At 37.8% G+C, this 8005-nt stretch carries 9 protein-coding genes; 2 read left to right on the top strand and 7 right to left on the bottom strand.

Annotated features, from left to right (window positions below):
- A partial coding sequence (locus DBR11_RS30265; RefSeq protein WP_233260842.1) for a hypothetical protein occupies positions 1-184 on the top strand: 184 nt, incomplete at its 5' end.
- Positions 185-246: 62 nt separating this feature from the next.
- Positions 247-1770, top strand: coding sequence for an MAC/perforin domain-containing protein (locus DBR11_RS20220; protein WP_108554434.1), 1524 nt, complete (start codon positions 247-249; stop codon positions 1768-1770).
- Positions 1771-1853: 83 nt separating this feature from the next.
- Here the strand turns inward: DBR11_RS20220 and rfaE2 are convergent, their stop codons facing one another.
- The 7 genes from rfaE2 to DBR11_RS20185 form a co-directional block, all read right to left on the bottom strand.
- Entirely contained in the window at positions 1854-2351 is a 498-nt protein-coding gene (rfaE2, locus tag DBR11_RS20215; RefSeq protein WP_108554433.1) for a D-glycero-beta-D-manno-heptose 1-phosphate adenylyltransferase, read from the bottom strand.
- A 6-nt stretch (positions 2352-2357) separates the two neighbouring features.
- Positions 2358-2921, bottom strand: a complete 564-nt coding sequence (gmhA, locus tag DBR11_RS20210; protein WP_108554432.1) for a D-sedoheptulose 7-phosphate isomerase — start codon at positions 2919-2921, stop codon at positions 2358-2360.
- 15 nt (positions 2922-2936) lie between these two features.
- On the bottom strand, positions 2937-3890 hold the full coding sequence (gene rfaE1 / locus DBR11_RS20205) for a D-glycero-beta-D-manno-heptose-7-phosphate kinase (protein WP_108554431.1): 954 nt from the start codon (positions 3888-3890) through the stop codon (positions 2937-2939).
- 96 nt (positions 3891-3986) lie between these two features.
- Positions 3987-5057 carry an acyltransferase gene (locus tag DBR11_RS20200; protein WP_108554430.1) on the bottom strand — a complete coding sequence of 357 codons (1071 nt, stop codon included), beginning with the start codon at positions 5055-5057 and terminating at the stop codon, positions 3987-3989.
- Between the two features lie 175 nt (positions 5058-5232).
- A complete protein-coding gene (locus DBR11_RS20195) occupies positions 5233-6144 on the bottom strand; it encodes a glycosyltransferase (RefSeq protein ID WP_108554429.1) in 912 nt (303 codons plus the stop codon).
- Between the two features lie 12 nt (positions 6145-6156).
- Complete coding sequence (locus DBR11_RS20190; RefSeq protein ID WP_108554428.1) at positions 6157-7101, bottom strand: nucleotide-diphospho-sugar transferase; 945 nt, start codon at positions 7099-7101, stop codon at positions 6157-6159.
- Between the two features lie 47 nt (positions 7102-7148).
- A partial coding sequence (locus DBR11_RS20185) for a glycosyltransferase family 1 protein (protein ID WP_108554427.1) occupies positions 7149-8005 on the bottom strand: 857 nt, incomplete at its 5' end.

The raw sequence follows: 8005 nt of genomic DNA, 5'->3' as shown, positions 1-8005 counted from the left end.
AATTCCCCCTTTATTATTTAACATTTATTTTTTGAATGAGGTTGGTAGAGGAAAGCCCTTTATAAAATCAGCCATCATTATCTCTCCTCCATTTTCCAGAATTGCTTTGTTAACTAGGTCCTTGATTGATATAATGTGTCGAAAAATAAGGAGTGAAGCCTTTTACGAAAAAACTATTCTTTAAAATTATAATAATACTACCTTTGGATTCTCTTATAAAAAACGCTTTTATTAAATAATGCTTTTATGAAAAAACAAACAAAAATTGCCTGTATTCTATGGGCTTCTATGGTCATTGTCTGTGGCTGTAAGAAAAGTGATGCGCTTAAATCTGATTCAGAAGTATTGTCGAAAGGTAATAGTAAACTTTCAGGAGGTGATGAGAAATGGGATCTATTAGGCTTTGGATTGGATGTTACGAAGGATCTACTTGCTCCGTCTAGTGTCTCCGATGTTTCTATTTTCGATATGAGAAAATTTGAGCAAGACTTTCTTGATCGAATTGATGCTAAAATTAATGTAACAAGAACGTCAGAAGGTTCTGATGAATATTATGGCGGAGCTTCCGCTTGGGACTATATTAGAGATATTAACAATAAAAGATCATTTGACAGTAAAGGCAATGTGACGATTGCCGGTTCAAAAAATACAGATGGTACTACAAAAGGTAACGATATTAATTTTACTGGTAGTTTTACTAAAAATAGTTCTGATCAAAGTATAACCGCTTATTCCAGTAAATATTCATATGCAACTTATGAGGCATGGCAAAAGGTGAAAAGACTAAGGTTTACGGGGGATGTTAGTCTGGAGTTATTGAAGCAATATTTAAGTCCAGAATTTGTAAGCAATGTTGCCAACTATACTGCTGAAGATTTAGTAAAGAGATATGGTACTCATGTGATGTTAGATATTAGTATAGGTGGACGTTTAAGGTTTAATTATAGTGGTATTGTAATTAATGAAAGCGATACTGAGAAAAAAACATCATATGTGCAAACTGGATTTGGGCTTAATATCGTGAAGTTACTTGGTGTTAATATTACGAAGGATAAAACCGTTGAAGAAATGACTAAAGTTGCTGGTGAAACCAGAAGTAAAGAATATACAGGTAAGTTCTATGGAGGAACAAATTCTGGCAAAAGTATATCATTTGATAAAGATGGGAATACAACCGAAAATTTAAATTTAGCAAGTTGGCAACAAAGTATTAATGAGAAAAATGCTGCATTAGTAGATGTGGGGAGGGCTGTCTTTCTTTATGATTTCATATCTGATCCTGTTAAAAAAGGATTGGTTAAGGCGGCAGTTGAAAAGCATATACATGACAGTCAATTGAAGGAATTAGGTGAAGTAGCTGTTTACGAATTTTATAGCGGTATTCAATCGGATCATTGGTTAAGTACAGATAGAAATGTAACAGTTCCCTATCCATCAGCTCAATGGCAATATTTAAATGTAAACTTTTATGCTCACGCTCAGCAATATCCAGGTACCGTTCCAGTTTATGAATTTTATAGTTCGAATCAAACAGATCATTGGATAAGCACAGATAGAAATGTAACAGTTCCCTATCCTTTAGCTGGATGGCAGTATTACGGAATAAAGTTTTATGTGTTCCCTAGTCAAGTTGCTGGGACAGTTCCAGTTTATGAGTTTTATAATCCCGCAGTTACTGATCATGTTTTTACAACGAATGTGAATGCGACTAATGGATATCCAGGCTGGACTAATTATGGAATTAAATTTTATGTATACCCTTCTAATTAGGAATTGCGTCGCAATATACAACAAGGGCCATTTCGAAAAGAAATGGCCCTTGTTGTATATTGAAATGAGGTTATAGGTTAACTTTATTTGCCTGATATTTTTTGTATAAGGTTTGTAGAAGAGTAGCCACTCACAAAATCAACTACCCTAACTTCCCCGCCATTTTCCTGGACTTCTTTGCCTCCCACAATGTCTCCGATCTTATAATCTGCACCTTTGACGAGTACATCCGGAAGAACGTCTTTGATCAGGTTTAAAGGAGTGTCTTCGTCAAAAATAATGATGGCATCTGTAAAGAACATGGCGGCTAGAAGAATCGCCCTACTGCTTTCCGTATTGATGGGGCGTTTGTCGCCTTTAAGGCGTTTTACGGAGCTATCCGCGTTCAGTCCGATGATCAGCTTATTTCCAAAGGATGCGGTCTTTAGAAGATAGCTGATATGGCCAATGTGTAAAAGATCAAAAACTCCGTTTGTAAATACAATTTTCTGCCCTTCGGCTTTCCACTTTTCGATTTGCTGCCGGATGTTTTGCCGGGTGAAGATTTTTTCTTCAGTGAGTTGTTGAAGGTTGTTGATCATATCGACTTAATAAGCAGCGTCAACTGCGGTACATATAATATGGCCGATCAGGATGTGCATTTCCTGGATCCTTGCCGTTACGTCAGAAGGAACAACAATGTTGAGGTCGCAGCAGTCGTTCATTTTTCCTCCGTCGCGTCCGGTCAGGCCAATAGTTTTGCAACCAGATTGGTTTCCTCTTTCCAATGCTTTGATCACATTGGCACTGTTTCCACTGGTGGAGATCCCAATGAGTACGTCCCCAGGGTTGGAGAGCCCTTCTACTTGTCTTTCGAAAATGCGTTCAAAACCATAATCGTTACCAATGGCAGTTAGTGCAGAGGTATCTGTAGTCAGGGCAATGGCAGGTAGTGACCTGCGCTCTTTAACAAACCGGCCTGTAAATTCTGCCGCAATATGCTGTGCATCTGAAGCGCTCCCCCCATTGCCAAAAAGCAGAACCTTATTGCCTTGTGCCAGGCAGTCTGTGATGATGCTACAGGCCCGGGCAATACCGGCGCTGTTTGCTGCAGCCGACTGATTGGCTACTTCTATATGTTCGGCAAAAAGGTCTTTGATATGGTCTTTCATACGTTGGATTCTAAATTAGACTTTCGGAAATCTTTGGTCTATCTCTTCAAAGCTGGCCACGGCACTCCCTACTTTACTCACAACAATAGCAGCGGCATGGTTAGCAAATTCACAGGCTTCTTGTAAGGATTTATTTGAGGCGAGGGATACTCCTAATGCAGCAAGTACGGTATCTCCCGCGCCAGTTACATCGATCACCCCAAGTGCTTTAGTTGGGATTAAATTGAGTTTTTTTTCCGTATAATAGGCAATCCCTTCTTCTGAAAGCGTAATAATGACCTGGTCGCAGCCTGTTAATTCTTTTAAAACGGCACACGCCTCCTGAAGGCTTTCCCGGTCTTTGATAGCAATTCCTGTGGCTAGTGCGGCTTCTTTTTTATTCGGTTTGATCACATTGACACCTTTGTATTTGCTGAAATCTGTTCCTTTAGGATCTACGAGGGTTTTTATCCCTTTTTCCCTGCAAATGCGGAAGATTTCTTTTAAAAAAGCGGGGGTTAACAAGCCTTTATTGTAGTCAGAAACGAGAACAATATCAAATTGGTCTATTTCATCTTGAAGGAATTTTAGAAGCTCTTTCTCCAGATCAGCGGTAATGTTTGACAGGTTTTCTCTATCTAGCCTAATCAGGTGGTGGTTGGAAGCTAAAACCCTCGATTTAACCGTAGTGCAGCGACTAGAATCTTGTAATATTCCATCAGTAGAAACACCGCAACTGCTCAGTTGTTCCAGAACCATTTGCCCATACTCGTCTGTTCCGGTTATAGAGATCACAGAGACTTTACAGTCGAAAGCAATTAAGTTCTTCAGAACATTTCCGGCACCTCCCAGGGTGTATTCTTCTTTTTGTACTTCGACAACTTGCACAGGCGCCTCTGGTGAGATCCTGTTACAATTGCCGTAGATATAATGATCAATCATCATATCACCTATGACCAGTACATTTATTTTATGACTAAGGTTATTCAATTTTTTACAAATCTGTTTTTAATGGTATTCTTTGTATAAAACATAGTCTTATACAAAGAACAAACAAAAATACAGTTAATAATCAGAACCCACTAATTATTGTCCTACTGTCCATTTCCACTTTTCCATTTTCCGAAGCAAGTGTACAATTACATAGGTACTGCTGTAAATGAGTAAAAAGATCAGAAACTGGAGAAAAAATAGGTTCCATGCAGTTTGTTTGGCATATACAATTTCCAAGGGCATTAGGACCATTGGTAAGAAAATGATGATGAGTATGTGATGAAGCAAATGGATACCGAAAGTCATAGACCTTGGGTTCAGCATTTCTATAGCTTTAAAATTACAAAAGCGGTAGAGGAACAAGAAACAGGCAAAAGAAAATATAATATTGGATATACGTAGGGTATTTAAAAAATCGCCGGAACCAAGTTGCAACAGGTGCAAGGATTCTATGCAAGAAAGAATGTATGTGATGACGACCAGACTTGACAGAAGGAAGAAAGATCTTTGAGTTATCCACTTTTGGAAAGCATCGAAGTATTTATGTAGAATTACACCAAGCCACAGATAAAAAATAAATCCCATCAATGCAGTTGTATGTCCTGTTGGTGCCCATTCAAAGTAAAGGTTAACCGAATAGAAGAGTGAACATAGACCAAGAATAGCTCCAAAAATCATATTGTACATGTACTTCCTGAAAAATAACAATACCGCAATACAGAAGATGAAGTTTATAATAAACCAAAAGCTCGTGTATACAACGATAAAATGTATTCTGTCAACAAGATAGTTAATAGGGTGTTCAAAGCCGGGAGCCCCTCCACCTTTAAAGTGTATGACAGCTTGGTTAATATAAAACAAGCCTATAAAGACAGTAACCCAAAACAGCCATGGTCTGAAAATAGAATGAATCCTGCGGCTCAGGTATTGCTTGGTTGTGTATTGATTAAACTTATCTCCGATTAAGAAGCCAGCAAGGATAAAAAATACAATAGTGCCGAACTTTATAAATTGTAATGCTGCAGTCTGAATAATTTGGTCGTGTAAAGTGGTCATTTGCATTCCCAAAAAGGGGGATGAATGTTCCATTACAATACTGATCATAGCGATAAAACGCATTGTATCTATGAAATCGTAGTTTTTTCCCTTGCTGATATCTGTCATAACACGCAATTTTACAAAAATATGCAGACCGTTTTTCTATCTTTTTTGTTGCAAAACATCTACATTAGATAAAATTTATCATTTGTACAATCATTAGGAGTAACTAATCGAGAGAAGAAAGATAGTCAGTTGGTTTTATTTGTAGAATAAGGGGCCTCAAGATTTCTGGAGACCGCTATAGCTTTTTATATTTCCAGATGGCACTAAGATATATCTTATAATAAAGAGCTTTGGAACTTAAAGGATTCTGAAATAAATGAGTTATTTCTTTTGTTACTGCTGGAGAGAATTGATTTTTCAGGGGATAAAATGCTCGAAACTGTATTTTAAACGCTCTATCATAGACCTTTTTAGAAATGATTTGGCGGAGATAAAAGGAATTAATCACTTTTAATGTTTCAACAAAATTGAGACCGCTTTTCATCGCTTTTCCGCTCACATCTTTATCGTGGTTTCTAAAATAATTGAGTACCCTACCACTAATGTGTATGTTACCAAACTGACAAAGCTCCATCCAGAAAAACCAGTCTCCGCAAAGCCTGTAGTCTGTAAATTCGGTCGAAACATGTTGAAATAATTCTTTTTTCCAAAGAACCATACTCGCATTAAATATAGGGTTGTTCACAAACATTCTATTTTCCAGGAAGGATTTTCCTCCCTGAATTTCGGAAAGAAAACCATGATGAGAAGTGCTTCTTATAACATTGGTCCCTTCAATAATGTACGATTGACAATAACTTATGGCGCACTCTGAATCCTTTTCAAAGCCTTCGAGTAAATAAGCCAGGAAGTTAGGTTCACACCAGTCGTCGCTTTCTGCAAACCAGATATATTTTCCTCTAGCCGAGCTAAGACCCTTACTCCATTGCTTGAATGTACTTCCGCTGTTTATTTCATTAAATATAACTTGGGTAACTTTTGAGTGTGACCGGTACTGTTCTATAATACTTCTGCTATTGTCAGTTGAACAATCATCCATGATGATTACTTCAAAATCTTGAAACGTTTGGGCAAGAACACTTTCTATTCGTTGTACAAGGAATTCGGAATGGTTATAGTTGGGAATAATAATTGATACTAATGGCATGATTGTTATCTGTTATAAGCTTTTAATTTTTAATTTGAGCCATCTTTTAAATTGTCTTCTGAGCAAGTTGTGCCTTCTCCATCTTTCCTCCAGATTGAAATCCTGGGCGAGGGTGAAATGATCCGCTGCTTTTTCGGGTAGAAAATATTCTGGGTGAGTAATGGTGTAGATTTCTTGTCTTTCTATATTGGAATTGAGGTTATCTGGATCTGGTGTATGTGTGGCATCAGGCCTGAAACCAATATTGCTAATTAGGTTCTTGTTCGGGTTTATTGAGAGTCCGTGACTAAAGAAATTGAGGAACGTAAGCTGGTAATCCCAGGTGTTTATTTTTCCTGCTTTTACTTCCGAAAATATGCGTGACCAGGTTTCAATTGCGAAATCGTCATTGAAGACGTTTTTAAGTTTATATTTTACGTCCTGTTCATCAAAGCGTTTCAAGTCTTTATCATATTCTTTCCAAACTCTTCTCCAGCTTGCCCAGCCCCAGACATGGGTTAAATTGGAGAAATAATAGCTTGCATCACCCCATGTCTGTCCATGTTGGAGATTGGAACCAGTGATATGTCTTATGCGGGTATCATGGCGGTATTTTTCAAGTAGGGTATCGCAAAAATAGAAGAAGCTGTTGGATGGGAGGCAATCATCTTCGAGTATGATCCCTTCTTCAACATGTTCAAAAAACCAATCTATGGCACTGGAAACAGCCTCTTTACAACCCAGATTTTCTTTTCTGTATAAGGTTTTAACGGTGCAATTCCAATCAACTCCGTTGAGTACTTCAATTGCTTGTTTACACAGCTGAGCATCCCCTTCTTTTTCAGGTCTTGGGCCATCAGCAGCGACATAAAGTACAGATGGCTGGGCTAATCTGATTTGTTCAAATACCCTTAATGTTGTATCCGGACGATTAAAAATCAAAAATAAAACTGGGGATTTAACTTTGTATGGGGTCATAATTAAAGGTTGTGAAAATTTGGAATTATATCAAGGCGGGGATTTAGCTATACCATAGCTTTATAAAGATTAATCGTTTTGTTCAGGCATTTTTCCATCGAGTATTCTGTTAATTTTCCGTAACCTTCTACCGCCATTTTACTACGTAATTCTGGATTTGTAATGAGAAGTTCCGTTTCATGAATAAGGGACTGAAGGCTGTTGCAGTCAAAATATTTTGCTGCATTGCCTGCAATCTCTTTAAAACAACTGCTGTTACTGAGTAAGACTGGGCAGCCTTGTTTAAAAGCTTCAAGAATTGGTAATCCAAAACCTTCATATAGGGAAGGATAAATGAAGCAAATCGCTTTTTTATATAAGGTGTTGAGTTCTTCATCAGTAACAGATATTTGGATGACTTTATCGACTATTGCAAGACGAACCAGTATTTCTGAGTCTCCGAAACTAAGTTGTCCTCCACCTGCAAGAACGAGCTTCAGATCTGGATATTTTAAAGATAGTTCTTTGAATGCCCGGGCAAGCAGGTAAAAGTTCTTGTATCCCCACCTTGCACCGACAAACAAAACATAGGTTTCAGGTAAGTGGGCGATGGTTTGATATGTGGATGCGGCATTGTCAATCCCGTGATGAATGACCTCTATTTTACCTGGGTCTGTGTTTAGGTATTTAATGATATCTGTTTTTGTTGTTTCCGAGATCGCAATAATCTTATCGGCCCGTTCTATCAATAGCCTTTTATAATGGGGGAGAGGGTCTGAAGCGGGAAAGTATTCCGGAAGTGCCTCATAGGTCATATCATGTATTGTAAGTACAAATGGTTTCTTTAATTCTTTTAAGAAATAAGGATTAAAGTAAGTGGGGTGAAAGATATCAAAGTCATTTTGTTTTAATAGATATTTGCAAT

Origin of the sequence: Pedobacter sp. HMWF019, from assembly GCF_003061025.1 — a bacterium.
GTDB lineage: Bacteria > Bacteroidota > Bacteroidia > Sphingobacteriales > Sphingobacteriaceae > Pedobacter.
The sequence above is the reverse complement of the archived record's forward strand: the minus strand, read 5'-3'. Positions and strand labels throughout refer to the sequence as shown.

Excerpts from the sequence above, each read along its gene's own strand:
- DBR11_RS20220 (WP_108554434.1), top strand. The coding sequence starts at position 247 with ATGAAAAAACAAACAAAAATTGCCTGTATTCTATGGGCTTCTATGGTC.
- rfaE2 (WP_108554433.1), bottom strand. The coding sequence starts at position 2,351 with ATGATCAACAACCTTCAACAACTCACTGAAGAAAAAATCTTCACCCGG.
- gmhA (WP_108554432.1), bottom strand. The coding sequence starts at position 2,921 with ATGAAAGACCATATCAAAGACCTTTTTGCCGAACATATAGAAGTAGCC.
- DBR11_RS20200 (WP_108554430.1), bottom strand. The coding sequence starts at position 5,057 with ATGACAGATATCAGCAAGGGAAAAAACTACGATTTCATAGATACAATG.
- DBR11_RS20195 (WP_108554429.1), bottom strand. The coding sequence starts at position 6,144 with ATGCCATTAGTATCAATTATTATTCCCAACTATAACCATTCCGAATTC.
- DBR11_RS20190 (WP_108554428.1), bottom strand. The coding sequence starts at position 7,101 with ATGACCCCATACAAAGTTAAATCCCCAGTTTTATTTTTGATTTTTAAT.